This window comes from Streptomyces sp. NRRL S-340, from assembly GCF_000720185.1.
Taxonomy (GTDB): domain Bacteria; phylum Actinomycetota; class Actinomycetes; order Streptomycetales; family Streptomycetaceae; genus Streptomyces.
In genome coordinates, this window is record NZ_JOIY01000035.1 from 51,956 (window position 1) to 76,788 (window position 24,833).

The 24,833-nt window shown below is 74.0% G+C and carries 20 protein-coding genes; 5 read left to right on the forward strand and 15 right to left on the reverse strand.

Annotation, left to right across the window (positions count from 1 at the left end):
• Nucleotides 1-86 precede the first annotated feature (86 nt).
• Both IG64_RS26170 and IG64_RS26175 read left to right on the forward strand, forming a co-directional pair.
• Nucleotides 87-569: a Rieske (2Fe-2S) protein gene (locus tag IG64_RS26170; RefSeq protein WP_037860620.1), complete on the forward strand. Its 483-nt coding sequence runs from the start codon at nucleotides 87-89 to the stop codon at nucleotides 567-569.
• Between the two features lie 22 nt (nucleotides 570-591).
• On the forward strand, nucleotides 592-1,296 hold the full coding sequence (locus IG64_RS26175; protein WP_037860622.1) for a DNA polymerase beta superfamily protein: 705 nt from the start codon (nucleotides 592-594) through the stop codon (nucleotides 1,294-1,296).
• A 196-nt stretch (nucleotides 1,297-1,492) separates the two neighbouring features.
• Here the strand turns inward: IG64_RS26175 and IG64_RS26180 are convergent, their stop codons facing one another.
• The 9 genes from IG64_RS26180 to IG64_RS26220 all read right to left on the reverse strand — a co-directional run bounded on the left by IG64_RS26180 (nucleotide 1,493) and on the right by IG64_RS26220 (nucleotide 12,987).
• Entirely contained in the window at nucleotides 1,493-2,557 is a 1,065-nt protein-coding gene (locus IG64_RS26180) for a pseudouridine synthase (protein WP_037860624.1), read from the reverse strand.
• Nucleotides 2,557-3,231: an SMC-Scp complex subunit ScpB gene (gene scpB, locus IG64_RS26185; protein WP_037860626.1), complete on the reverse strand. Its 675-nt coding sequence runs from the start codon at nucleotides 3,229-3,231 to the stop codon at nucleotides 2,557-2,559. The genes IG64_RS26180 and scpB overlap by 1 nt, the downstream gene beginning before the upstream one ends.
• Nucleotides 3,228-4,613 carry a segregation and condensation protein A gene (locus tag IG64_RS26190; protein ID WP_234438615.1) on the reverse strand — a complete coding sequence of 462 codons (1,386 nt, stop codon included), beginning with the start codon at nucleotides 4,611-4,613 and terminating at the stop codon, nucleotides 3,228-3,230. The genes scpB and IG64_RS26190 overlap by 4 nt, the downstream gene beginning before the upstream one ends.
• An 18-nt stretch (nucleotides 4,614-4,631) precedes the next feature.
• Nucleotides 4,632-5,219 (reverse strand): hypothetical protein, encoded by a 588-nt coding sequence (locus tag IG64_RS26195; protein WP_078884224.1) that lies wholly within the window; start codon nucleotides 5,217-5,219, stop codon nucleotides 4,632-4,634.
• Nucleotides 5,204-6,340: a ParA family protein gene (locus IG64_RS26200; RefSeq protein ID WP_078884225.1), complete on the reverse strand. Its 1,137-nt coding sequence runs from the start codon at nucleotides 6,338-6,340 to the stop codon at nucleotides 5,204-5,206. The genes IG64_RS26195 and IG64_RS26200 overlap by 16 nt, the downstream gene beginning before the upstream one ends.
• A 413-nt stretch (nucleotides 6,341-6,753) precedes the next feature.
• Entirely contained in the window at nucleotides 6,754-7,878 is a 1,125-nt protein-coding gene (ald, locus tag IG64_RS26205; protein ID WP_037860630.1) for an alanine dehydrogenase, read from the reverse strand.
• Between the two features lie 134 nt (nucleotides 7,879-8,012).
• The gene (locus IG64_RS26210; protein WP_037860632.1) at nucleotides 8,013-10,121 is read right to left on the reverse strand and encodes a tetratricopeptide repeat protein; all 2,109 of its coding nucleotides are present in this window, start codon (nucleotides 10,119-10,121) and stop codon (nucleotides 8,013-8,015) included.
• A 497-nt stretch (nucleotides 10,122-10,618) separates the two neighbouring features.
• Nucleotides 10,619-11,248, reverse strand: a complete 630-nt coding sequence (locus IG64_RS26215) for an NUDIX domain-containing protein (RefSeq protein ID WP_037860634.1) — start codon at nucleotides 11,246-11,248, stop codon at nucleotides 10,619-10,621.
• 89 nt (nucleotides 11,249-11,337) lie between these two features.
• Nucleotides 11,338-12,987, reverse strand: coding sequence for a CTP synthase (locus IG64_RS26220; RefSeq protein ID WP_037860638.1), 1,650 nt, complete (start codon nucleotides 12,985-12,987; stop codon nucleotides 11,338-11,340).
• A 515-nt stretch (nucleotides 12,988-13,502) separates the two neighbouring features.
• On the opposite strand from IG64_RS26220, the gene IG64_RS26225 reads away from it, so the two are divergent.
• Nucleotides 13,503-15,305: a glycoside hydrolase family 15 protein gene (locus tag IG64_RS26225; protein WP_037860640.1), complete on the forward strand. Its 1,803-nt coding sequence runs from the start codon at nucleotides 13,503-13,505 to the stop codon at nucleotides 15,303-15,305.
• A 221-nt stretch (nucleotides 15,306-15,526) separates the two neighbouring features.
• Nucleotides 15,527-17,194, forward strand: a complete 1,668-nt coding sequence (locus tag IG64_RS26230; RefSeq protein ID WP_037860643.1) for a PucR family transcriptional regulator — start codon at nucleotides 15,527-15,529, stop codon at nucleotides 17,192-17,194.
• Nucleotides 17,195-17,306: 112 nt separating this feature from the next.
• Here IG64_RS26230 and IG64_RS26235 read toward each other — a convergent pair whose 3' ends face one another.
• The 6 genes from IG64_RS26235 to IG64_RS26260 all read right to left on the reverse strand — a co-directional run bounded on the left by IG64_RS26235 (nucleotide 17,307) and on the right by IG64_RS26260 (nucleotide 24,435).
• Nucleotides 17,307-18,452 (reverse strand): glycosyltransferase family 4 protein, encoded by a 1,146-nt coding sequence (locus tag IG64_RS26235; protein WP_037860645.1) that lies wholly within the window; start codon nucleotides 18,450-18,452, stop codon nucleotides 17,307-17,309.
• 906 nt (nucleotides 18,453-19,358) lie between these two features.
• Complete coding sequence (locus IG64_RS26240) at nucleotides 19,359-20,117, reverse strand: hypothetical protein (protein ID WP_037860647.1); 759 nt, start codon at nucleotides 20,115-20,117, stop codon at nucleotides 19,359-19,361.
• A gap of 230 nt (nucleotides 20,118-20,347) precedes the next feature.
• Nucleotides 20,348-22,075, reverse strand: a complete 1,728-nt coding sequence (recN, locus tag IG64_RS26245) for a DNA repair protein RecN (RefSeq protein ID WP_037860649.1) — start codon at nucleotides 22,073-22,075, stop codon at nucleotides 20,348-20,350.
• A 287-nt stretch (nucleotides 22,076-22,362) separates the two neighbouring features.
• A complete protein-coding gene (locus IG64_RS26250; protein WP_037860651.1) occupies nucleotides 22,363-23,268 on the reverse strand; it encodes an NAD kinase in 906 nt (301 codons plus the stop codon).
• Nucleotides 23,265-24,080 (reverse strand): hemolysin, encoded by an 816-nt coding sequence (locus IG64_RS26255; RefSeq protein WP_037860653.1) that lies wholly within the window; start codon nucleotides 24,078-24,080, stop codon nucleotides 23,265-23,267. Before IG64_RS26255 ends, IG64_RS26250 begins: the two co-directional genes overlap by 4 nt.
• 7 nt (nucleotides 24,081-24,087) lie before the next feature.
• Nucleotides 24,088-24,435, reverse strand: coding sequence for a hypothetical protein (locus IG64_RS26260; RefSeq protein WP_037860655.1), 348 nt, complete (start codon nucleotides 24,433-24,435; stop codon nucleotides 24,088-24,090).
• 42 nt (nucleotides 24,436-24,477) lie between these two features.
• On the opposite strand from IG64_RS26260, the gene IG64_RS26265 reads away from it, so the two are divergent.
• Nucleotides 24,478-24,825, forward strand: coding sequence for an SCP2 sterol-binding domain-containing protein (locus IG64_RS26265; protein ID WP_037860658.1), 348 nt, complete (start codon nucleotides 24,478-24,480; stop codon nucleotides 24,823-24,825).
• Nucleotides 24,826-24,833 lie beyond the last annotated feature (8 nt).

Genomic DNA, 24,833 nt, shown 5'->3' on the forward strand with positions numbered 1-24,833 from the left:
CTTCGGCTTGGGAGTCTTCGGTGCGAAGATGCTTCCGCTCCGCTCGGAGCGGCTCCCCCCACCTCGGCACCCCTCGGAGTGACGGCATGACTCAGGGATCGACCCGGCGCACGGTTCTCGCAACGGGCGCCGCGGCGGCACTCGCCGCCGGCTGCAGCGACTCGAACTCGGGCGGCGGCAGCACGTCCGCCGCGGACGCCGCCTCGGCGGCACCGCAGACCCCGTCCACAACCCCGCCGACCACGGCCGCCGCCGCGTCCCCGTCGCACAGCACGGCCGCCGGCGCGGAACTGACGCGGACCAGTGACGTCCCGGTCGGCGGCGGAAAGATCATCAAGGAGCACGGGGTCGTCGTCACCCAGCCGGTGAAGGGCCAGTTCAAGGCCTTCTCCGCGATCTGCACCCACCAGGGCTGCACCGTCGCCTCGGTGGAGAACGGCACCATCGCCTGCCCCTGCCACGGCAGCATGTTCCATGCCGCCGACGGCTCGGTGGCCCACGGCCCGGCGGCCCGGCCGCTGGCCCCCAAGGAGATCAAGGTGGAGGGAAATTCCATCCACCTGGCCTGACGGTCCGCGTACGCTCCCGGGCATGCAGCCCGAGGACCTGGTACGCGACCACACGATCTACGCCTGTGTGATGGGCTCGCGGGCTTTCGGGCTGGCGACGGAGAGCAGTGACACGGACCGTCGTGGTGTCTTCGTCGCCCCCGCCCCGCTCTTCTGGCGCTTCGAGAAGCCTCCGGCGCACGTCGAGGGGCCCCGGCCCGAACAGTTCAGCTGGGAACTGGAGCGCTTCTGCGCGCTGGCGCTGCGCGGCAATCCGAACATCCTGGAGTGCCTGCACTCCCCGCTCGTGGAGCACGCCGACGGCACCGGCCGCGAACTGCTCGCCCTGCGCGAGGCGTTCCTGTCCCGCAGGGTGCACGCCACCTTCATCGGTTACGCCCGCGACCAGCGCCGCAGGCTCGACGCCGACGTACGCGCGCACGGCGCCCCGCGCTGGAAGCACGCGATGCATCTGCTGCGGCTGCTGGCGAGCGCCCGGGACCTGCTGCGCACGGGGCGCCTGGCCCTCGACGTCGGCGACGCGCGGCCCCGTCTGCTGGCCGTGAAGCGCGGCGAGGTCTCCTGGTCCGAGGTGGAGTCCTGGGCGGGCCGGCTGGCCGACGAGGCCGAGCGGGCGGGCCGGCGCACCCCGCTCCCCGCGGAACCCGACCAGCGGCGCGTGGAGGACTTCCTGGTCCGTGTCCGCCACGCCTCGGCCCTCGCCCACCACCCGGCCGGCCCCGCGTAGACGGTCCCGGGCGGCCGGGACGGACACAGACCGGCGGCGACACGGTCCGCCGGTCTGCGCACACCGGCCCGGCCACGGCGCCGGACCGGGCGAAGGCGCGACGCCGTCAGCCCGTCTGCGCACACCGGCCGCCGGACCTGCCGGAGACCCGGGCCCGGGCCCGGAATCCCCCCGGGCCCGGGGGGAGGCGTACCGCCTACAGGTCGACTTCCTTCATCAGCATGCCGACCTCGGTGTTGGACAGGCGCCGCAGCCAGCCCGACTTCTGGTCGCCCAGGGTGATGGGGCCGAACGCGGTGCGGACCAGCTTGTCGACCGGGAATCCGGCCTCGGCGAGCATGCGCCGCACGATGTGCTTGCGGCCCTCGTGCAGGGTGACCTCGACGAGGTAGTTCTTGCCGGTCTGCTCGACGACCCGGAAGTGGTCCGCGCGCGCGTAGCCGTCCTCCAGCTGGATGCCGTCCTTGAGGCGCTTGCCCAGGTCGCGCGGGATCGGGCCGACGATGTGCGCGAGGTAGGTCTTGCGCACGCCGTACTTGGGGTGGGTCAGGCGGTGCGCCAGCTCACCGTGGTTGGTGAGCAGGATGACGCCCTCGGTCTCGGTGTCGAGCCGGCCGACGTGGAACAGGCGCGTCTCACGGTTGGTGACGTAGTCGCCGAGGCACTGCCGGCCCTCGGGGTCCTCCATGGTGGAGACGACACCGGCGGGCTTGTTCAGCGAGAAGAACTGGTACGACTGCGTGGCCACGGTCAGGCCGTCGACCTTGACCTCGTCCTTCTCCGGGTCGACCCGGCGGCCCTGCTCCAGGACGATCTCGCCGTTGACCTCGACCCTGGCCTGCTCGATCAGTTCCTCGCAGGCGCGCCGCGAACCGTACCCGGCGCGGGCGAGCACCTTCTGCAGCCGCTCGCCCTCCTGCTCGGCGCCCGGGAAGGTCTTGGGCAGCTTGATGTCCTTCTTGTCCGCGTACCGCTCGCGGTTGCGCTCCTCGGCGCGCGCCTCGTACTCACGGGAGCGCGCGGGCGCCGACCGCCCGCGCTGGGCCTCGGCCTTCTTCGGGCCGCCCTTGGCGCCGCCCCGGGCCGCGCCGCCGCGCCCCGCCTTCGGGCCGTCCTTGGTGGCGCCGGGGCCCACGTCGTAGCGGCGCTCCTCGGGGCGGGGCTTGCGGGGGCGGCCCTGCCCCTGCTTCTGGTCCCTGTCGTTGCCGGCGCCGCGGTGGTTACCGCGCCCGCCGTTCTTGCCGCTGCCGCTGCTTCGCATCAAAGTTCCGTCGTCGTCGTGTCAGTCATGTGCGTCCCGTGACCCTCGTCGGGGTCCGGGGCGTCCGGGTCGAACGACGGTACGGCTTCCTGGGTCTCGGCCTCGATCGCCTCCGCCTCCGGGAGGAAGGGCGCCAGCTCCGGGAGCTCGTCCAGACCGCGCAGGCCCATCCGCTCCAGGAAGTAGTTCGTCGTCCTGTACAGGATCGCACCTGTTTCGGGTTCCGCGCCCGCCTCCTCGACCAGTCCGCGCTGGAGGAGGGTGCGCATCACGCCGTCGCAGTTGACTCCGCGGACCGCGGAGACCCTGCTGCGGCTGACCGGCTGGCGGTAGGCGACCACCGCCAGGGTCTCCAGCGCGGCCTGGGTGAGCCGCGCCTGCTGCCCGTCCAGGACGAAGCCCTCGACGGCGGCGGCGTACTCGGGGCGGGTGTAGAAGCGCCAGCCGCCGGCGACCCGCCGCAGTTCGAAGCCGCGCCCCTGCACGGTGTACTCGTCGGCCAGCTCCCGCAGCGCGTCCGCGACCTGCCGCCGGGGCCGCTGGAGCGTCTTCGCCAGCAGTTCCTCCGTGGCGGGTTCGTCCACGACCATCAGGACAGCCTCCAGGGCGGGCTTGAGGCCGAGGCCGGCGACGCCGCGCAGGCCCAAGGGCAGTTCGGTGGTCTCCTCGCTCACGCCTTCTCCTCCTCGTCTCCCCGGGGCTCATCCGCGCCGGGCTCGTCCTCTCCGGGGCCGGCCGATCCGGGGCCGCCCGCTGCGGGGTCGTCCGCCCCGGGTTCCGCGGGGGTTTCGCGCGGCCGGTCGAACTCGTCGGTCACCATGGTCCGCGCGTCGCCGTCCCCGCCGGTCCAGCGCACGAGCAGGTCGCCGAGCGCCGTCTCCTGGTCGAGCGCCACGGCCTTCTCGCGGTACAGCTCCAGCAGCGCGAGGAACCGCGCCACGACGGTCAGGGTGTCGTCGGTGTCCTCGACCAGTGTGCGGAAGCTGGCCTCCCCCAGTTCCCGCAGCCGGGCGACGACGATCCCCGCCTGCTCCTGCACGCTGACCAGCGGTGCGTGGATGTGGTCCACGTACACCTGCGGTTTCGGCTTGGGCTGCATCGCCTTGACGGCGAGCCGCGCGAACCCCTCGGGGCCGATGCTGATGACGACCTCGGGCAGCAGCTCCGCGTGGTGCGGTTCGAGCCCGACGGTGCGGGGGTGGCGCCGGGCCTCCTCGTCGAGCCGCCCGTTGAAGATGTCGGCGATCTGCTTGTACGCGCGGTACTGGAGCAGGCGCGCGAAGAGCAGGTCCCGGGCCTCCAGGAGGGCGAGGTCGGCCTCGTCCTCCACCTCGGCGGCGGGCAGCAGCCGGGCCGCCTTCAGGTCGAGCAGCGTGGCCGCCACCACCAGGAACTCGGTCGTCCGGTCCAGGTCGCCCTCGGGTCCCATGGCGCGCAGGTGCGCCATGAACTCGTCGGTCACCTTCGACAGGGCGATCTCGGTGACGTCGAGCTTGTGCCGGGAGATCAGCTGGAGCAGCAGGTCGAAGGGTCCCTCGAAGTTGGCGAGCCGGACCTTGAAGACACCGTCGTCGCTCGCTGCCGTCCCGGCGCTCGCGGCACCGCCCGCCCCCTCGGCACCACCGGCACCGCCCGCGCCGCCGATACCACCGGTACCGGGCGCGCCCTCGGCAACTCCGGTGCCGTCCGCGCCACCCGTCCCGCCCGCGCCCGCCGCGCCGTCCGTGCCTACCGGGCTGCCGGGGCGGGGAGTCCGCTCCTCGCGCGGACCGGCCGGTTCCGCCGGGACGACGCCCGCTCCGGCCGGGACGGCCGGCTCCGCGGGCGCCTCCGGCTCCGCGTGCGACTCGGGCGCGGGCCGCCGGGCCGGCGGAACAGGGTCGGCGGGATCCGGCACGACGGGCGCCGGCGGTGCGTCGGGCGCCGTCGACGGGGCAGGTGCGGCGGGCGGGGCGGGCTCCGGCGGCGGAGCGCTCGTCCCCGGTCCCCTCCCCAGCGCACGCCTGCGGGCGGCGGCGGGGCCCGGGCCTGCGGGCGGAACGTCGTTCGAGGTCATGGCCTCCGCAGGCTACCGTTACCGTCCGCGCAGCCGGCGGACGAGGATGCTCGCGTCCCCGCGGGACTCCAGATCGGCCAGGACCACGGCGACCGCCTCGCGCACGATGCGGCCCCGGTCCACGGCCAGGCCGTGCTCGCCCCTGAGGACCAGGCGCGCGTGCTCCAGGTCCATGAGCTCCTCGGCGGAGACGTACACCGTGATCTTCTCGTCGTGCCGTTCGCGCCCGCTGGGACGGCGCGCCGCCGACCTCCCGCGCTTGCGGGCCGCCCCCGCGGCGCCCGCCGCGGAACCCTCCGGCGCCGCCTGGCGCCGCCCTCCGCGCTCCGCCCCGGCGCCCGCGGGGCCGCGGCTGCGGGACTCGCCCGACTCGGCCGGCTCGGCGTCGGCCGCCGCGTGCTCGGCGCCCTCGCCGTCGCCGCCCTGCGCGGGCACCGCCTGCGGCGCGTCCTCCGCCGGGACGGCCGTGGCGTCGCTCTCGCCCGCCGGAGCCGGTACCCGGGCCTCGCCGCCCGGCTGGCGCCGGGGAGTGGACGCCTGGAGCGCGGTCCCCCCTGTCGTACGGAACAGTTCGTCGGCCCCCGGCAGACTCACTCGGCGTGACACCGGGCGAGCACCTCCCTGGCGAGCTGGCGGTAGGCGGCGGCACCGACGGAGTTGGAGGCGTACGTGGTGATCGGCTCACCGGCGACCGTGGTCTCCGGGAAGCGGACCGTGCGCCCGATGACCGTGTGGTAGACGTGGTCGTCGAACGCCTCGACGACACGCGCGAGCACCTCACGGCTGTGCACGGTGCGCGAGTCGTACATCGTGGCGAGGATGCCGTCCAGCTCCAGGTCGGGGTTGAGGCGCTCCTGGACCTTCTCGATCGTCTCGGTCAGCAGCGCGACACCGCGCAGCGCGAAGAACTCGCACTCCAGCGGCACGATCACCTTGTGCGCGGCCGTCAGGGCGTTCACGGTGAGCAGGCCGAGCGAGGGCTGGCAGTCGATGACGATGTAGTCGTAGTCGTCCATCAGCGGCTTGAGCGCCCGCTGGAGCGTGGACTCGCGCGCGACCTCGGAGACCAGCTGCACCTCGGCGGCCGACAGGTCGATGTTGCTGGGCAGCAGGTCCATGTTGGGGACCGCGGTCTTCAGCAGGACCTCGTCCGCGGACATGCCCCGCTCCATGAGCAGGTTGTAGACGGTGAGGTCCAGCTCCATGGGGTTGACGCCGAGACCCACCGACAGCGCGCCCTGCGGGTCGAAGTCCACGAGCAGCACCCGGCGTCCGTACTCCGCGAGCGCGGCACCCAGGTTGATGGTCGACGTCGTCTTGCCGACGCCGCCCTTCTGGTTGCACATCGCGATGATCTTCGCGGGACCGTGGTCGGTCAGCGGACCGGGGATCGGGAAGTACGGCAGCGGGCGTCCGGTCGGACCGATGCGCTCACGGCGCTGGCGGGCCGCGTCGGGCGCGAGTGTGGCCGCGTACTCGGGATCGGGCTCGTACTCGGCGTCGGGGTCGTAGAAGTGCCCCTCGGGCAGTTCGTCGTAGTCGGCGAAGTGGTTGTGGGGCGCGCCACTTCCGTCGCCGGCCATGGCGTTCACGTGATGGCCATCCATGCTCTGGTGTCCTGGCTGGGTCACCAGCGGGAACCGGTGACCCTGGTGGGCTGCGAAGGTGCGCACAGCGACGGAGCCGACAGCCTCGAGCCCCGCGGGGCTCTGGCCCCGCGCAGGCATTCCTGGTTGACCACCCCCGGGAGAAAATGTCGACTCATTCACAAGTCGTCTTACCTCCTTGGTGACCAGGGAACTTCTAGACAGGTCAGCGTGGCACCATGCCGACGGTTGGCGACTCTATGGCGTGTCGGGCGTCCGCAGCAACACAATCCGCCGGACCCGGCCCGATGTGTCGGCAATGAAACATCCCTCTGTCAAGGGCGTACGACCGTCGCACAGCAGGTTTCACCGGTGCGTGAATCGGTCGAATGGTTGCGTTCGAGGCGAGTTGGCCGTGTGCGGCGAAGTGACCATACACACATCCGGCCGGACCTTGTGGGGCAAGGTCCGGCCGGGTGCGTGGCGTTGACGACACGAGTTGACGTATCGCCTTTTTCCGTCGGGTGACTTGGTCGACTCCTCGACGCCGGGGCTCAGCCGAGCAGGGTCTCCAGCTCGACGTGGTCCAGGCCGTGCGCCTCGGCGACCTCCTTGTAGACCACCTTGCCGTCATGGGTGTTGAGACCCTTGGCGAGCGCGGCGTCGCGGCGCAGCGCCTCCACCCAGCCGCGGTTGGCGAGTTCGACGATGTACGGCAGCGTCGCGTTGGTCAGCGCGTAGGTCGAGGTGTTGGGGACCGCGCCGGGCATGTTGGCGACGCAGTAGAACACCGACTCGTGGACCTTGAAGGTCGGCTCGGCGTGCGTGGTCGGGTGGGAGTCCTCGAAGCAGCCGCCCTGGTCGATCGCGATGTCGACAAGGACACTCCCGGCCTTCATCCGCGACACCAGCTCGTTGGTGACCAGCTTCGGGGCCTTGGCGCCCGGGATGAGGACGGCACCGACCACGAGGTCGGCGTCCAGGCAGGCCTTCTCCAGCTCGAAGGCGTTGGAGACGACGGTCTGGATCTTCGTGCCGAAGATCTTGTCGGCTTCCTTGAGCTTGTTGATGTCCTTGTCGAGCAGGGTCACGTGGAAGCCCAGGCCGATGGCGATCTGCGCGGCGTTCCAGCCGGAGACGCCGCCGCCGATGATGACGGCCTTGCCGGCCGGAACGCCCGGGACGCCGCCCGGCAGCACGCCGCGGCCGCCGGCCGCGCGCATCAGGTGGTAGGCGCCGACCTGCGGGGCGAGGCGGCCCGCGACCTCGGACATCGGGGCGAGCAGCGGCAGCGCGCGGCCGGGCAGCTCGACGGTCTCGTAGGCGATCGCCGTGGTGCCGGACTCCAGGAGGGCGTCGGTGCACTCCTTGGAGGCGGCCAGGTGCAGGTAGGTGAAGAGGATCTGGTCCTTGCGGAGGCGGTGGTACTCCTCCGCGATCGGCTCCTTGACCTTCAGCAGCAGGTCGGCGGCGGCCCAGACCTCGTCGGCGGTCCCGAGGATCTCGGCGCCGGCCGCCACGTACTCCTCGTCCGGGATCGCGGAGCCGACGCCCGCGTTCCGCTCGACGACGACCTGGTGGCCGTTTCGCACCAGCTCGTGCACGCCGGCCGGGGTGATGGCCACCCGGAACTCGTTGTTCTTGACCTCGCGGGGGATGCCGACCTTCACGTCGATCACGGTCCTTGACTCAGGGAATGTGGGGCAATAAAGACGTACCCCGGCATGCACGGGCATACCAGGAGACACCGCAGGAGAACGAGCGGCAGAGCCAGTTTAATGAAGGCGTTCGCGCTGTCTAGCCTTTCATTGCATCAATCTTCAGCGGATGTGCTGCGGATTTCGCAGGCCTCCGTGTCCTGTTCCTGTGATGTGTCGACTCGGAGGGCCTCCGCTGCGGCCGTGGCGGGGGGTCGGCCGGGCCGGATCTCGCCCGCGAGCAGGCGTTCGGCGGCCCCCCGGTGCAGCTGCGCCGCCGCCGGATCGCCCAGCCGCTCCAGGGTGTCGCCGAGCCGTAGCTGGAGCGCCGCCTGCAGCCGCACGTCCTCGGCACGGCGGGCCCACTCGACCGCCTCCTGGCAGGTGCGCAGGCACTCCTCGGGCCGTCCCGCGTACTCCTGCACCCGGGCCAGTTCGCTCAACGCCCGCGCGTGGGCGGCGACATCGCCCGTCCTGCGGTGCGCGGCGACGGCGGCCCGCCAGTTGCGCAGCGCCTCGCCGTAGCGGCCGGCGTAGGTGTGGGCGGCCGCGATCCGGCCGTAGAGCCGGGCGGCGTCGGCGTGCTCGCCGCGCGCCAGCCGCTGCGCCAGGGCGCGGCCGAACCAGTCGGCGGCCCGGTCGTGGTCCCCCAGCTCCTGGTGCGCGGCGCCTACGGATTCCATCGCGCGGCCGGTCGCGTACGGGTCGTTCGCCACGCGTCCGGCGTCCAGCGCGGCCCGGTAGCGGGCGAGCGCCTTCGCCGTCCGGCCGGTGCGGGCGTCCAGGTCGGCCAGGTTCAGCAGGGCGGCCGCCTGCTCCCGGGGCAGACGCTGCCGCTCGGCGACGTCGAGGACCAGGCGGTGGATGCCGTAGAGGTCACCGGCCGCGGCCTGGGTTCCCAGGTGGGCGACCATGGCCCGCACCAGCTGGGACATCAGGCGGCGGGCCAGGGTGTCCAGCTCGCCGTCGGCGACCGCGAGCCGGGCCGCGGCGAGCAGGGCGGGCCTGCGGGTCCGCAGCCACTGTTCGGCGGCCCGCCGGTCGGCGAAGCGCAGGGCGGGCGGCAGGTTCTTCAGCTTCTCCCGGGTCTCCGGACCGTCGGTCTCGGTGACCGCCCGGCAGGACTGGAGCAGCCGTACGGTCCGCTCCAGCATCCGGGCCCGGGCCAGTTGCAGCTCGGCGGGGCGCTCCTCGCGCTCGGCGAGGGCCAGCAGCAGCGGGTGCAGGCAGCCGGGCACCTCGTAGCGGGGCAGCGGGGAGGGGAGGGGGCGCAGCAGGCCCAGGGCGGCGAAGCGGTCGAGCAGGGGCCGGGCGCCGTCCAGGGAGGTGCCGGCGAGCGCGGAGGCGGTGTGCGGGTCGACGTCGCCGGCCGGCGCGAGGGCGAGCAGCCGCAGCATCCGGGCGGCCGACTTCGGCAGGTCCGCGTGGACGAGGTGCAGGACGCGGGCGAGCGCGGCGCTCTCCCCGGTGTCGGCGTGCAGCCGTTTGGCGAGGTCGGAGACGGTCTCCTCGGGATGGGCGGCGAGCAGGCCGCCGGCCAGGGTGAGCGCGGCGGGCTGGCCCTGGCAGACCTCGACCAGGTTCTCGGCGGCACGCGGGTCGACGGTGACGCGCACCGGGTCGATGTGCTGGGTGAGCAGGTCGAGGGCGGACTTGGTGTCGAGCCCGCCCAGGGTGCAGGGGCGGACGTCGGCGATGCCGGTGAGCGGGCCCTGGGCGACGGCGACGAGCAGGCAGTCGGCGTTGTCCGGCAGCAGCGCGTCGACCTGCTCGGCGCCGGCCGCGTCGTCGAGCAGGATCAGGGCGCGGCGCTCGGCGAGCGCGGTGCGCAGGGCGTCGGTCAGGTCGTCCTCGGCGGCGCCCGGCGCGGCGGGCAGGCCGAGGGCGGTGAGCAGTTCGTCCGCGGTGCGGCCGACCGGGACGGGGGTGCCGTCGGGCTCGGTGAGCCGGGCCCGCAGCACGCCGTCGGGGTAACGGTCCGCGACCTGCCGTACCAGTTCCTCGGCGAGCGCGGTGCGGCCGGATCCGGGCCTGCCGGCGACCAGCAGGACGCGGGCGCGGGGGGCCTTGCGGCCGGAGATGGTGTCGAGCCCGGCGCGCGCGATGTCGGCGCGCAGCTCCTTCAACTCCCGTGCACGGCCGAGGAAGTGGCGCTCGGGGGCCGCCGGCGACCGGTCGTCACCGGACGGGTTCGCGCCACCTGCGTCCACCGCCTGATCCGTCACGGGCCACACTCCCGTCCCACCGCACGCGCATACCCGCCGGGACTCCGGTACGGGCGTTTGAAAAGCCTAGTTGACGCTCTGCGACGTTCCGGGACGAGCGCGGCGCGAGGTCGCCCGATCGGATCAGCCGATGGTCACACCGGACGGGAGCACGGCCCGCCGCGCCCGCTCAGGGAGACGAGCGGACCGCTCAGAGAGCGACGGGCCGACGGGCCGACGGAGAGAGCGAGCTGCCGATCCAGGGAGCGAGGCGCCGGCTCGGAGAACGGGCCGCCGGCCCGAGGAGGCAGGCGGCCCGCTCGGGAGGCGACAGCCCGATCAGGGAGCGAGCGGCCGGCCCAGGGAGCGAGATACCGGCTCGGACAACAGGCGGCCGGCCCGAGGAGCCAGGCGGCCCGCTCGGGAAGCGACAGCCCGGTCAGGGAGCGAGCGGCCGGCTCGGAGAGCGGGGCGCGGGTTCGGCGAGCGGACCGCCCCTCCAGGAGGCCGGCGCCGGTTCAGGACGCGAAGGGGCGGGCCGGCCACGGGGCCTGTGCCGGACGCAGCGCGTCCAGGCCCTCACCGGCCTGCCGTGCCGCGACCAGCGCGAGCACACCCACCACGAGGCAGTTGTTGTGCAGCTCGCCGGCGAGCACACCGCGCACCAGGTCCCCGACCGGCACCCGGTCGAGTTCCATGTCCGTCTCCTCGTGCTCGGCCTCGAAGCGCTCGCCCTCCGCCTCGGACAGGTCACGGGCGAGGAAGATGCGCACGGCTTCGTCGCAGCCGCCGGGCGTGGTGTAGACGTCGGTCAGCACCCGCCAGTCCTCCGCCTTGACGTGCGCCTCCTCGTACAGCTCGCGCCGGGCGGCGTGCAGCGGGTTCTCGCCGGGCACGTCGAGCAGTCCGGCCGGGATCTCCCACAGCCGCTGCCGCACCGGGTGGCGGTACTGGCGGATGACCAGGACGCGGTCCTGCTCGTCCAGGGCGAGGACGGCCACGGAGCCGGGGTGGACCTGGTAGTCGCGGGAGGACACCGAGCCGTCGGGCATGACCACCTCGTCGGTCCGCATCGAGGTCTTGGCCCCGGTGAACGGCGTCCGGGTCCCCCGGACCTCCCACTCCTCGGGGGTGTCCTTGATCGTCATGCCCTGTCCTCCCGCACCTTGCCGTACCTGTACGCAACCGGGGTGCCCACCATCGCGGCGGGCACCCCGGCAACCGTACAACCGGTGCGTTACTCGCCGGTCTTCCGCTCGACGGCGGCCTTCACCAGCCCGGCGAACAGCGGGTGCGGGCGGGTCGGGCGCGAGCGAAGCTCCGGGTGGGCCTGCGTGGCGACCAGGTAGGGGTGGACCTCGCGCGGGTACTCGACGTACTCGACGAGCTTGCCGTCCGGGGAGGTGCCGGAGAAGACGATGCCGGCCTTCTTCTCCAGTTCGGCGCGGTAGGCGTTGTTCACCTCGTAGCGGTGGCGGTGGCGCTCCTCGACGTACTCCTTGCCGTCGTAGACCTCGCGCACGATGGAGCCCTCGGCCAGCTTGGCCGGGTACATGCCCAGCCGCATGGTGCCGCCCATGTCGCCCTCACCGGCGACGATGTCCATCTGCTCGGCCATGGTGGAGATCACCGGGTGCGCGGTGGCCGGGTCGAACTCGGTGGAGTTGGCGTCCGAGATGTCGGCGAGGCTGCGCGCGGCCTCGATCACGATGCACTGCAGGCCCAGGCAGAGGCCGAGCAGCGGGATCTTGTTCTCGCGGGCGTAGCGGATCGCGCCGACCTTGCCGAGCACGCCCCGGTCGCCGAAGCCGCCGGGGATGCAGATGCCGTCGACGTCGGAGAGCTGGGCCTTGGCGCCGGCCGGGGTCCTGCAGTCGTCGGAGGTGACCCACTTGATCTTCACGCGGGCCTTGTTGGCGAAGCCGCCCGCGCGCAGCGCCTCGGTGACCGACAGGTAGGCGTCGGGCAGGTCGATGTACTTGCCGACCAGGGCGAGGGTGATCTCGTGGTCGGGGTTGTGGACGCGGTCGAGCAGGTCGTCCCAGGTCGTCCAGTCCACGTCACGGAAGGGCAGGTCGAGCTTGCGCACGACGTAGGCGTCCAGGCCCTCGGTGTGCACGACCTTCGGGATGTCGTAGATCGAGCGGGCGTCGGGGCAGGCCACCACGGCGTCCTCGTCGACGTCGCACATCAGCGAGATCTTCCGCTTGATCGCGGTCGGGACCTCGCGGTCGCAGCGCAGCACGATGGCGTCCGGCTGGATGCCGATGTTGCGCAGCGCGGCCACCGAGTGCTGGGTCGGCTTGGTCTTCAGCTCGCCGGAGGGGCCGATGTAGGGCAGCAGCGAGATGTGCACCACGAAGACGTTGTCCCGGCCGACCTCGTGGCGGACCTGGCGGACGGTCTCCAGGAACGGCAGCGACTCGATGTCGCCGACCGTGCCGCCGACCTCGGTGATGACGACGTCCACCTCGTCGGTGGCCATGCGCCGGATGCGGTGCTTGATCTCGTTGGTGATGTGCGGGATGACCTGCACCGTGTCGCCGAGGTACTCGCCGCGCCGCTCCTTGGCGATCACCGTCGAGTACACCTGGCCGGTCGTGACGTTGGCCGAGCCGTCCAGGTCGCGGTCGAGGAAGCGCTCGTAGTGGCCGATGTCCAGGTCGGTCTCGGCGCCGTCGTTGGTGACGAAGACCTCACCGTGCTGGAAGGGGTTCATCGTGCCGGGGTCGACGTTCAGGTACGGGTCGAGCTTCTGCATCACGACGCGCAGGCCCCGGGCCTTGAGGAGCATGCCGAGGCTCGAGGCGGTGAGGCCCTTTCCGAGCGAGGAGGCGACACCCCCGGTGACGAAGATGTGCTTGGTCGTCGTTGATTTGGGCGGCATGGCCAAGAGGGGGCTCCCGTGGTCGCGGATTGTCGTGCGGTACGGCGGTCCGGCCCGGGGAACCCGGGTTGTCCGGCTGGGGTGCCGTCGCTGCGGTTCGGGGGTTTCGAGCCCACCGGTCCACGGGCTACCAGGGTATCAGCGCCGGACGGTGATGGCTTCCGGCCACGCTCCGCGCACGCGTCGGTACGGGTGCGCGACGGTCACGGATCCCTCACCCCTGGCTCACCCGTTCGGCGCATGCTGGTTGCCCGGAGCGGCACGCGGATCATCTGCGTGCGTCGTATCCTGCTCGGACACTCGCTGCCGAGCCCGGCCGGAAAAAACGGCACCACCCCCGCCCGTACACACCGGAACAACGAGAGCTCGTCAGTTCGTTGAGCAAAGGTTGTCGTTCTGCCTCACGGCCGACCGGCGGTCCGCTGCACCGCTCAACGACGCATCACAAACCCCCTTGACCGCACTAGCGACCGCCCCCAATGCGGGGTGACGTGGCCGTTCGACTGGAGTTGCACGTGGCCGGGCGCATCGAAGACTACGCACTCATCGGAGACATGCAGACCGCTGCCCTGGTCTGCCGGGACGGGACGGTCGACTGGCTGTGCCTTCCCCGCTTCGACTCGCATGCCATCTTCGCCGGCCTGCTGGGCACCGAGGAGCACGGCTTCTGGCGGCTCGGCCCCGCGTTCCCGGAGGGTGCCGAGCCGCCCACCGCCGACCGGCGCGGCTACCGCGGCGACTCGCTGATCCTGGAATCGGAGTGGGACACCCCGCACGGCACCGTCCGCGTGACCGATTTCATGCCCCCGCGGGACGGCGCCCCGCAGCTGATCCGCATCGTGGAGGGCGTCACCGGCCGGGTGCCGATGCGCTCCGCCCTGCGCATGCGCTTCTCCTACGGCCGGGTCGTGCCCTGGGTGCACCGCAACGAGACCCGCACCGTGGCGGTCGCGGGCCCGGACTCCGTGTGGTTCGACACATCGGTGGAGACCTACGGCGAGTCGCTGACCACGTACGCGGACTTCACGGTCGCTCCCGGTGACCGGATCGCGTTCACCATCTCCTGGCAGCCCTCGCACAAGGAGGCGCCGCCGGAGCCGGAGCCCGAGCAGTCGCTGGAGGCGACCGAGGACTTCTGGCGCGAGTGGGTCGGGCACTGCACGTACCACGGCCCCTACCGTGAGGCCGTGGTCCGCTCCCTGATCACGCTGAAGGCCCTGACCTACGCCCCCACCGGCGGCATCGTCGCCGCGCCCACCACCTCCCTGCCGGAGGACATCGGCGGCGTACGCAACTGGGACTACCGCTACACCTGGCTGCGGGACGCGGCGATCACCCTGTCCTCGCTGCTGCGCACCGGCTACCGCGAGGAGGCCCGCGCCTGGCGCGAGTGGCTGCTGCGCGCGGTCGCGGGCGACCCGGAGAACCTCCAGATCATGTACGGCATCGCCGGCGAGCGCGAACTCGGCGAGGCGGAGCTGGACTGGCTGCCCGGCTACGAGAACTCCGCCCCGGTCCGGGTCGGCAACGGCGCCGCGCACCAGCTTCAGCTCGACGTCTACGGCGAGGTCACCGAGGCCCTGCACCTGGCGCACATGACGGGCCTGGCCCGCAACGACTACGCCTCGCTGCTCCAGCTCAAGCTGATCCGCTACCTGGAGAAGCACTGGCAGGAACCGGACGAGGGCATCTGGGAGGTGCGCGGGCCGCGCCGGCACTTCGTGCACTCCAAGGTCATGGCCTGGGTCGCCGTGGACCGCACGATCAAGCTGATGGAGTCCGGTGACGTCGACGGCCCGCTGGACCGCTGGAAGGACCTGCGCGACGAGATCCACCGGGACGTCTGCGAGAAGGGCTACGACAAGGAGCGCAACACCTTCACCCAGTCCTACGGCTCGCGCGAGCTGGACGCCTCCCTGCTGCTCATCCCGCAGATGGGCTTCCTGCCGCCGGACGACAAGCGGGTCATCGGCACCATCGAGGCCATCCAGCGGGAGCTGTCCACCTCGGACGGGTTCATCCTGCGCTACCCCACCGACGGCGACCACGCGGGCGTCGACGGCCTCCCCGGCGACGAGGGAGCCTTCCTCGCCTGCTCGTTCTGGATGGCCGACGACCTGGCGATGATCGGCCGCGTCGACGAGGCGCGCAAGCTCTTCGAGAAGCTCCTGTCCCTGCGCAACGACCTCGGTCTGCTGGCGGAGGAGTGGGATCCCCGCCTGCAGCGCCAGGTCGGCAACTTCCCGCAGGCCTTCAGCCACGTCCCCTTGATCGACACGGCGCTGCGTCTGACGGCGAGCGGGGCGTACGGGGGCTGAGGCGGCCGGGGAGGCGTCGCGGCGGCCCACCGGCCGCCGCGACGCCTCCCACCCGGTCCTGCCCCGGTGTCGTCCCCCTGGTTCAGCCCCGGTGACGTCCGCCCGGCCCTGTCCCGGCGGCCGTCGCCCGGCCCCGCCTCAGCGGCTTTCGCCCGGCCCCGCCCCGGTGGCCTCCACCCCGTACTGTCCCGGTGGCGTTTCCCCAGGTAGCGTCCGGTTTCATGGACCGCAGACTCGACACCGAGGGCGCCGGGATCACCGTGCAGCGCGCCCTCGAACTGCCCGGCCTCCGCAGCGGCCTGCCCGAGATCGTGGCCGGCGGCGACCGGCTGGGCCGCACCGTGCGCTGGGTGCACGCCGGGGAGGTCCCCAACATCGCCTCCCTGCTCAAGGGCGGTGAACTCCTGCTGACCACCGGCTACGGCCTGGGCACCCGCCCCGCCGACCAGCGCGCCTTCGTCCGCACCCTGGCCGAGCGCGGTATCGCGGCCCTCGTCGTGGAGCTGGGCCCCCGCTTCAGCCGGCTGCCCGCCGCCCTCGTCGAGACCGCCCGCTCGGCCGGTCTCCCGCTCGTCCAGCTGCACCGCGAGGTGCCGTTCGTGACGGTCACCGAAGAGATCCACACGGAGATCGTCAACGGACACTACGCCCTCCTCCAGCGCGCCGAGGAAGTGCACCGGCGCTGCACCGAGGCGCTGCTCGGCGGCGGCGGGGTGCCGCAGGTGCTCGGCATCCTCGCCGACTTCGGCTCCAACCCGGTCTTCCTGGAGACCGCGGAGGGCCGGCTGCTGTACGCGGCGGGCGCCGGGCCGGAGGGCGCCGACGCGCTCCAGGTCTGGGAAGGACTGCGCGGCCAGCACAAGGAGACCCCGCCGCCCGCCGGTTCCGTCCTGGTGGACGTGCCCGGCGGCGGTCTCGGCCCCGGCTCGGTCCGCGCCCGGCTCGTCCTGCTGCCCGTGCGCGCCCCGCTCGCCCCCGTGCACCGCATGGCCGCCGAGCGGGCGGCCGGGATCCTCGCCGTGGTGCTGATGCAGGCCCGTCAGGAGGAGGAGCTGGCCGCGCGCGGACGCGGCGACTTCCTCACCGACCTCGCCGAGGGCCGTATCGCCGCCGAGGACGCCCCCGCGCAGGCCCGGGTGCTCGGTTTCAAACCGGGCGGCAGCCCCCTGCTGCCCGTGGTCATGCGGCTCGGGGACGCCCTGGCGCCGGGCGGCGGGGGCGGCTGGGCGGTGCTGGCGCGGGCGGTGGCCGAGGAGCTGGCCGCGGTCGGTGTGCCGGCCCTGCTGGGCGTACGGCCCGTCGAGGGCCGGGTGCTGCTGCTGGTCGGGCTGCGCGCCGAGGCGGAGCGGTCGGCGGTCGCGGACCGGGTCGCCGCGGCGCTGCGGGCCGGCGGGGAACGGGCGGGCCTGCGGCGCCCGGCCCCTCCCCCGGCCACCGCGGGCCGGGGCTACCCGCAGCCCGTGGTGGTCGTCGGCGTCGCGGGCGGCTGGGCGGCGGCCTCGGCGGGCCTGCGGCACGCCGCCGAGACGGCGACGGCGGCGCAGGGGCTGCCCGAGCGGCCCTGGTACGACGCGCGCCGCCTCGACATCGACCTGCTGCTGTGGCGACTGCGCGGCCATCCGGACCTGGCGGCCTTCGTGGAGCGTGCCATCGGTCCGCTGCAGGACCACGATCGCCGTTCCAAGCCCCCGCTGCTGCCCACCCTCCAGACGTATCTGGCGCACGCGGGCCGCAAGGCGGAGACGGCCCGCGAGCTGCACCTGAACCGGCAGACCCTCTACAACCGGCTCGCGCGGATCGGGGAGTTGCTGGGCACCGACCTGGACGACCCGCAGACGGTGCTGGCGTTGAGCCTGGCGCTGCGGGCCCGACGGCACGTGGCGTCGTGAACGGCGGGCGGGGTACCGCGCAGGACGGCCGCTGCGTCGTCAACGGCGGCCGGGGCATCGTGAACGGCGGCCGGGGCGCCGGCATCCCTCAGGGCGGGTCGGGCGAACGGCCTCAGAGCGGGCTCGCCGGCTCGGTCAGCTCGTCGTAGACGCTGAGGACCTGGGCGACGGTCTCGTCCTCGGTGGGCCAGCCCGCGGCCTGCGCCGCTCCCCTGGCCCGCAGCAGTTCACGGCGCCCTGGGTCGGCGAGCAGCCGGACGACGACGGCGGCGAGGGCGTGCGGATCGCCGTACGGGACGAGTTCGGCCGCTTCCCCCACCAGGTCGGGGATCCCTCCGACGGCGGTCGCGACGAGCGGCACCCGGGCGAGCAGCGCCTCCTGGGCGAACACGGAGCGCGGCTCCCAACTGCTGGTCACCAGCGCGATATCGGCGGCCGTGAGGAGCTGGTGCACGTCGTCGCGGACCCCGAGGAGCCGGACCGGCAGCTCCTCGTCCTCGATCCGCCGCTGCAGCGTCGCGCGCAGCGGCCCCTCCCCCGCGACGACGATCAGCGGCACCGGGTCGAGACGGCGCCAGGAACCTGCCGCGTCCAGCAGGTACTCGTAGCCGCGGTGCCGGTCGAGCGAGCCGACGGCGAGGAGCAACGGGCGTCCGGTGGCGCCGAGTTCGGCCCGCAGCTTGGCGCGTCGTCCCTCCGGGTCGTCGTGGTCGGGGCAGGTGTCGCCGCGGGCCGGGCCGGGCAGCGCCGTGGCGGCCAGACGGGCGTCACGGGCACCGGCGCGGCGGGCCCGGTCCACCAGGTCCGAGGTGGTGCCCAGCACCACGGTGGCCGCCTTCACCACCCGCCGCTCCAGCAGCCGCAGGAAATGGGCCCGCGGTCCCTGCTCGAGGGCGCGGTTGTGCCAGGTGACGACGAGGGGCGTAGGGCGTCCGCGCAGGGCCAGCATCGCGCGGAAGGAGGCGTGCAGTCCGTGCGCGTGCACCAGATGGGCCTGTGAACAGACAGCCCGCAGCGCCGCTACCGAGGCGGGATCGCTGCTGCGCGGCACGTGCACGTGGTCGGCGCCGACACCGGTGAAGCCGTAGGCGCGGTCGGCCTCGTCGGGGGCGCACACCGTGACCCGCACGCCCCGCGCCACGAGTCCCGCGGCCAGCGAACGCACGTGCGCACTGCTGCTCGCGTTGCCGCCGCCGACCACCTGCACGGTGCGCAGCGGCGACTGACCGTGCGGTGCGTTGCTGCTGACGGGGCTCACGCGGGCGGGGCTCCTGGTTCGGCGTGGTGCGGTCACGAAGAAACGTACAGAAGGTATCGGGGGGCGCGACGCGGCCCGTGCGCGCCTGTCGGGCGTACCGCGTTCTTCGCCAAGGATGCCAGCAGGTACGGGGGTTGCGGACCCGGCGGGCGGTCGCGCCGGGCGGCGCCCGCGGCGGGCGCGCCCGCGCGCGTCATCCGCACGAGTGAGGGAACGGCGGGAACGGCGGCGCGCGGCGGAGCACTTGCCCGGACAACCGAGTACGTCCGAGCGCCCGCCCCCCGGGGAGGGCGTACAGGCGCACCGAGGGGCGCCCCGCACTCCCGCCCACGCGCCGTCTCCGCCTGCACGCTGCCGCGGGCGCGCGCTGCCGGGAGTGCGTCCGGCCTCGGGGGCCGTGCTGCTGTCGTGGCGGGCCCGGCGGCCCGGGTGGGGTGGGCGCGGTCAGGTGAGGGAGCACCCCTGCGGGCGCGCGCCGCTGGAGGAGCGTCCGGCGGCGGGCGCGTGCGGCTGGTGTCGCGGGCCTGGTGGTCGGGGTGAGACGCCTGGTGGTCCGGGTGAGACGGGCGCGGTCAGATGAGGGAGCACCCCTGCGGGCGCGCGCCGCTGGAGGAGCGTCCGGCGGCGGGCGCGTGCGGCTGCCGCCGATCGCCTGGGCACGGCCCGCCGAGCGGGCGCCGCCGATCGCCTGGGTGTGACCCGCCGGTCCCCTGCCGCCGGCCGCCCGGGCATCGTCAGTCGCTTGCGTACCCCGGCTGCCCGAGTGGCCGAGCCCTCGTGCGCGCGCCCGGCCGCCCGAGCGCCCTCAGTCGGCCGGGGGCCGGCGTGCGACGGTGCCCCGCACCGGACTGTGCGGCGGGCCGGGCTGCCGGTCGTCGCGGTGGTCCCGGGCGGCGGTCCCGGGCGTCATCGGGCGGCGCGGGCCATCGCGGTCACCCGGTCGCCCCACACCGCGGCGGCCACCACGGCGGCGGCGTGCGCCGTGAGCCCCACCCGCCCGGTACCCGTCACGACCGCGGTACCCAGGGCCGCGCCCAGGGCGTGCGCCCCCGTGTCGCCGATCATCACGCGCTCGCCGAGGTCGTCGGGGAGCACGGCCGCCGCGGCGCCCACCGCCGTCGCCGCCAGCTCGGCGCCCGGCCCCCGCCGCAGCAGCCCCGGCGCGCCGAACGCCAGTACCGCACCGGCCGCCCGCCCGGGGCGCACGTCCACGAGGTTGACGAAGTGCGCGGCCCCGGCGATGACCACCCCGGCCAGCACCCGGTCCACCGGCCGCTCCTTCAGCCGCGCCCCGGCGATGAGCGCGGCAGCCGAGATGCCGAACAACTTGACGGCTCCGCCGGTGACTTCGCCCTCGCGCAGGGCCGACAGATGGGCACGGAAGCCGCGCCGCGGGTCACCGGCGCCCGCGATGTCGTCGTACGCCCCGCAGAGGCCGGCTGCGGCCACGGCGAGCCCGGCCGCCGGACGTACGCGCGCCGCACCGGCCGCGGCGGCCAGGGCGGTGGCCGGGCCGGCGTACAGCCCGACGGACCGGCCGGCGTGGTTCTTCCGCTCCCAGCGCGCACGTCCCCCGGGCGCCCAGGTGCCCAGCGCCCGCATCGTCGCCCGGGTGAGCGCTGCCGTGGTGAGGAAGGCGGTGCTGCGGCCGGCTCGTGCGATCATGCCGTCACTCTAGGCGCCGCCCGGCGCGCGGCGAACGGACGGCGGCTCCGGCCCGTCCGCCCCCGCCCGCGTCCGCCCCTCGCGTCCCGCCGAAAGCGCCACCGGCCGGAGACGCCCTCCCCCGGCCGGACCGGGCCACGGCCCCTGCTGTCCGCCCGGACCGACGCCCACCTGCCGCCTACCTACCTGCCCGCTCAGCCCGCCGTTCGCCTGCCCGCCCGGGCCGACGCCTACCTGTCCGCCCGGGCCGTCTCCAGCAGTTCCTCGGCGTGGGCGCGGGCGGTCTCGGAGTCCTCCTGGCCCGCCAGCATCCGGGACAGTTCCCTGACCCGGTCCTCGCCCTCCAGGACCTTCACGCCCGAACGGGTCACCGACCCGTCGTTCGTCTTCTCCACCAGCAGCTGCCGGTCGGCGAAGGCGGCCACCTGCGGCAGGTGCGTGACGACGACGACCTGCGCCGTCTTCGCCAGTTTGGCGAGCCGCCGCCCGATCTCCACGGCCGCCTTGCCGCCGACACCGGCGTCGACCTCGTCGAAGAGGTACGTCGGCACCGGGTCCGTGCCCGCGAAGACGACCTCGACGGCCAGCATCACGCGGGACAGCTCACCGCCGGAGGCGCCCTTGGCGATCGGCCGCGGCGGCGCGCCCGGATGCGGGGCGAGCAGCAGCTCGACCTCGTCGACGCCGGAGGGGCCGTAGGCGACCGTACGGCCGTCGACCTCCACACCGTCCGGGTCCTCGGTCTGCCGCAGGTCGAACGACACGCGCGCGTGCGGCATGGCGAGCGAGGCCAGCTCGGCGGTGACGGCGGCGGCGAAGCGCTGCGCGGCCTCCGCCCGGGCGTCCGTCAACGCCTGGGCGAGACCGCCCAGTTCGGCGCGCAGCGCGTCACGCTCCGCGGTCAGCTCGCCGATCCGTTCGTCGTCGCCGTCCAGCTCGGTCAGCCGGACGGCACTGCGCTCGGCCCAGTCGAGGACGGCGTCCACGCCCTTGTCGTACTCCCCGTACTTGCGGGTCAGCGCCGTCAGCGCCGCGCGCCGCTCCTCCACGGCGGCCAGCCGCAGCGGGTCGGCGTCCAGGTCGTCGGCGTACCCGGCCAGCTCCCCGGCGACGTCGCCCAGCAGGATCCCGATCTCACCGATCCGGTCGGCGAGCGCGGCCAGCGCCGGGTCGTGCGCGCGTACGGCCTCCAGGGCGCGCTGGGCGCCGGCGACGAGGGTGGCGGCGTCGATGCCCTCCGGGTCCTCCGGGTCACCGGCGAGAGCGGCGTGCGCGGCCGTCGCTGCGGACGCCAGGGCCTCGGCGTGGCCGAGCCGCTCGGCCTCCTCGGCCAGCTCGGCGTCCTCACCCGCACGCGGCTCGACGGCGGCGACCTCGTCCAGGCCGAAGCGGAGCATGGCGGCCTCCTGGGCCCGCTCCCGCGCACGCGTGGTGATCTCCTCCAGCTCCGCGGAGACCGCCCGCAGCCGCCGGTACGCCTCCGTGTACTTGGTGAGCGGTACGGCGACCGCGTCGCCCGCGTACCGGTCCAGGGCCTGCCGCTGCCGGGACAGCTTCAAGAGCCCCTGCTGGTCCGTCTGACCGTGCACGGCCACCAGGTCGTCGGCCAGCTCGGCGAGCAGCCCGACGGGTACGCTGCGTCCGCCCAGGTGGGCCCGTGAGCGGCCTTCGGCGGAGACGGTGCGGCTGATCAGCAGCGCCCCGTCGTCCAGCTCGGCGCCCGCCTCCTCGGCCCGCAGGACCGCCGCGGCGCCGGAGGGCACGGCGACGCGCCCCTCCACGACCGCCTTGCCGGCCCCGATCCGTACGAGCGCCGGGTCCGCGCGCCCGCCCAGCAGCAGCCCCAGGCTGGTGACCACCATGGTCTTGCCCGCACCCGTCTCACCCGTGACCGCGGTGAAGCCGGGTGACAGCTCGACGACCGCGTCGTCGATCACGCCGAGCGACCGTATCCGCATCTCCTCCAACACGCACACGACCTTACGAGGTCCGGGGCGGCGCGTGCGACCGCCCCGCCCTTGTCACCCGCGCGAGTGGTCCGGCACAAGGGCGCGGGGAACCGCGCGGACCCTCGCGACCCGCGCACGGCGCCCCGGGGCGGCCGCTCGGGAGGGCCCGGCGGCCACGCGGGCCGTCCCTCCCGGGAGAGCCCCGGCGGCCGCCCTGGTGGGACGCTTCCGGCACACCTCCGGAGGGTGCCCCCGCACCGCTGCCCCAGGAGAATGCCGCGCCTCCCCCGGTGGGGCTAGTGCGGCGCCCCCCGCCACCCCGAGACCGGCAGCGCGAACTTGGCCACCAGCCGGTCCGTGAACGATGCGTGGTGCAGCCGGGCCAGCCTCACGGGGACGGCGCCGCGCCGCACCTCCACCCGCGCCCCCGGCGGCAGCTCGACCGTGCGGCGCCCGTCGCACCACAGGACCCCCGGCGGCACGTGCGGCAGCACCTCCACGGCGAGCACGGAGTCCGGTGAGGTCACCAGCGGCTTGGCGAACAGCGCGTGCGCGCTGATCGGCACCATCAGCAGCGCCTCGACCTCGGGCCACACCACGGGGCCTCCCGCGGAGAAGGCGTACGCCGTCGATCCGGTGGGCGTGGCGCACACGATGCCGTCGCAGCCGAACCCGGTCACCGGCCGTCCGTCGATCTCCAGCACGACCTCCAGCATCCGCTCGGCGGACACCTTCTGCACGGCCGCCTCGTTCAGCGCCCAGTCGGTGTGCACGATGTCGCCGTTGCGGTGCACGACCACGTCGACGGTCATCCGTTCCTCGACCTCGTAGGCCCGGGACACCACCCGGTCCACGACCTTGTCCAGGTCGTCCCGCTCGGCCTCGGCGAGGAACCCGACCCGGCCGAGGTTCACGCCGAGCATCGGCACCCCCGAGGCGCGGGCGAACTCGGCGCCGCGCAGCAGGGTGCCGTCACCGCCGAGGACGATCAGCAGCTCGCACCCGTCCAGGGACTCCGGCGTGGCCTCGGCGACCAGCTGCACCTCCCCCGGCAGCGGCAGGTCACACGCCTCCGCCTCCAGGACGCGCACGCCGATCCCGGAGTGCAGCAGCCCCTTGACCACCAGCTCGGCGCTGCGGACTGCGGCCGGCCGCCCGGTGTGGGCCAGCAGGAAAACGGTACGAGCATGGCTCTTTGTCAACGCGGCCCCTCCGCCACTGCACGGTCAACGTCGGCCGGTTCCAGGGCGGGCGCCCCGGCACGCAGCCACAGAAAGTACTCGACGTTGCCGGACGGGCCGGGCAGCGGACTGGCGGTGACGCCCCGCACCCCGAGCCCCAGCTCCCACGCCTTCCCGGCGACGCCCCGCACGGCCTCCGCCCGCAGTTGCGGACTCCGTACGACACCCCCGCTGCCCAGCCGCTCCTTCCCCACCTCGAACTGCGGCTTGACCATCATCACCAGGTCGGCGTCCGGCGTCACGCACCGGGTCAGGGCGGGCAGCACCAGGCCGAGCGGGATGAAGGACAGGTCTCCCACGACGAGGTCCACAGGTTCTCCGTCGATCGCCTCCAGCGTCAACTCCCGCACGTTCGTGCGGTCCTTGACGGTGACGCGTTCGTCCTGCCGGAGCGACCAGGCGAGTTGGCCGTAGCCGACGTCGACGGCGACGACGTGCGCGGCGCCCGCCCGCAGCAGCACGTCGGTGAAGCCCCCGGTGGAGGCGCCCGCGTCCAGCGCCCGCCGCCCCCGCACGACCAGCCCCTGCGGGACGAAGGCGTCCAGCGCCCCGGCGAGCTTGTGACCGCCCCGCGAGACGTAGTCGGGATCGCTGTCGTCGGCCGTGACCACGATCGCGGCGGCGGTCTCCACCTGCGTGGCGGGCTTGGTCGCGACGGTCTTGCCGACGGTGACCCGTCCGGCGGCGATCAACTGGCTGGCGTGCTCGCGCGAGCGCGCCAGCTTGCGGCGGACCAGTTCCGCGTCGAGACGGCGGCGTGCGACTCCTGCCACGTTCGGTTCAGCTCCTGTGTCGGTACGACGGTGAAGGCGCCGGCGGCGCCGTGGGTCCGGGAGGTCCCGGGCGGCCGTCGAGCGCGCTGAGCGCGTCACGCAGCCCCCGGTGTACATCCTCGTACACCTCCAGGTGTCCGTCGGTGCCGAGGTGGTCGGCGTCACCGAGCCGCTCCAGGGCCGCGTCGACATCGGCGTCACCGGTGGGGGTGCGGGGCACGCCGAGGGGGGCGGGCCCGGAAGGGCCCGCGGCGGGGGCGGAGAGGTCGGGGGCGGGGGCAGAGAGGTCGGCGGCGGGCTCCCGCACCGCCGCCGCCTGCACCGGGGCCTCGGCCCCGGACACGGAGTCGCTCATGCCCCGACGCTACCGCGAAGCCCTGCGGTACCGTCGGTCGCGATGGCCACGATCGAGGAGTGCCGTGCGGCACTCGAGAAGCTCTCGGACAGCATGGCGGACGCGGACGGGAAGGTCCGCGAGGCGGCTGCGCTGGACCGCTCGGTGAGCTGCCACATCACGGATCTCGACATCACCTTCGCCGGCCGCCTCACCGGCGGCCGGATCGACGTGCGGGACACCGTGCCGGGGCCGCCGCCCGAGAAGGCCCAGATCCGGCTCGCCATGGCGGGCGACGACCTGGTCGCACTGGTCGGCGGCGGTCTGAACTTCGCCGCGGCCTGGGGTTCGGGCCGGGTGAAGCTGGAGGCGAGCCTGCTGGACCTGTTCCGGCTCAGGAAGCTGCTGTGACCCCGCCG

Coding starts and splice junctions, on each gene's coding strand:
- IG64_RS26170 (WP_037860620.1), top strand. CDS start 87: ATGACTCAGGGATCGACCCGGCGCACGGTTCTCGCAACGGGCGCCGCG.
- IG64_RS26260 (WP_037860655.1), bottom strand. CDS start 24,435: ATGAGCGACTCCGTGTCCGGGGCCGAGGCCCCGGTGCAGGCGGCGGCG.
- IG64_RS26175 (WP_037860622.1), top strand. CDS start 592: ATGCAGCCCGAGGACCTGGTACGCGACCACACGATCTACGCCTGTGTG.
- IG64_RS26240 (WP_037860647.1), bottom strand. CDS start 20,117: ATGATCGCACGAGCCGGCCGCAGCACCGCCTTCCTCACCACGGCAGCG.
- IG64_RS26265 (WP_037860658.1), top strand. CDS start 24,478: ATGGCCACGATCGAGGAGTGCCGTGCGGCACTCGAGAAGCTCTCGGAC.
- IG64_RS26190 (WP_234438615.1), bottom strand. CDS start 4,613: ATGACCTCGAACGACGTTCCGCCCGCAGGCCCGGGCCCCGCCGCCGCC.
- IG64_RS26220 (WP_037860638.1), bottom strand. CDS start 12,987: ATGCCGCCCAAATCAACGACGACCAAGCACATCTTCGTCACCGGGGGT.
- IG64_RS26215 (WP_037860634.1), bottom strand. CDS start 11,248: ATGACGATCAAGGACACCCCCGAGGAGTGGGAGGTCCGGGGGACCCGG.
- IG64_RS26200 (WP_078884225.1), bottom strand. CDS start 6,340: ATGCCTGCGCGGGGCCAGAGCCCCGCGGGGCTCGAGGCTGTCGGCTCC.
- IG64_RS26230 (WP_037860643.1), top strand. CDS start 15,527: ATGGACCGCAGACTCGACACCGAGGGCGCCGGGATCACCGTGCAGCGC.
- IG64_RS26180 (WP_037860624.1), bottom strand. CDS start 2,557: ATGCGAAGCAGCGGCAGCGGCAAGAACGGCGGGCGCGGTAACCACCGC.
- recN (WP_037860649.1), bottom strand. CDS start 22,075: ATGCGGATACGGTCGCTCGGCGTGATCGACGACGCGGTCGTCGAGCTG.